This is a genomic window from Bacillus sp. L_1B0_5 (genome assembly GCF_000836715.1).
In the GTDB taxonomy this organism is placed as follows: Bacteria; Bacillota; Bacilli; order Bacillales; family Bacillaceae_G; genus Bacillus_A; species Bacillus_A thuringiensis_S.
This window is the reverse complement of the sequence record NZ_JXIS01000167.1, coordinates 1-262: the sequence shown is the minus strand read 5'-3', so window position 1 is coordinate 262 and position 262 is coordinate 1. Positions and strand designations below refer to the sequence as shown.

Below are 262 nucleotides of genomic sequence, written 5' to 3'. Positions count from 1 at the left end.
TATAAAACCAGCTGATAATCGCGGTGCTGGTTCATATATAGGTAATAAAGTTGAGAAATTACCAAACGGAGCAAAAGTAAAAATTGTTGTGAAATAACGGGTATGGAGCTATGTATATACATAGCTTTTTTAATTTGTCGAAAAAATACGAAATAAAAAAACAAAAAGTAGTTGATTATAGGACTTATAAGTCCTATAATTGAATTATAGAAAAACTTAAAGAAGGAGGATAAATAATAAAATAAGCCATTATCAATGTGAT

General features: G+C 27.5%; 1 pseudogene. It reads left to right on the top strand.

The window, feature by feature from the left end:
* A pseudogene (locus tag RT27_RS35560) lies at nt 1-97 on the top strand (sporulation protein); the annotation flags it as partial.
* Nucleotides 98-262 lie beyond the last annotated feature (165 nt).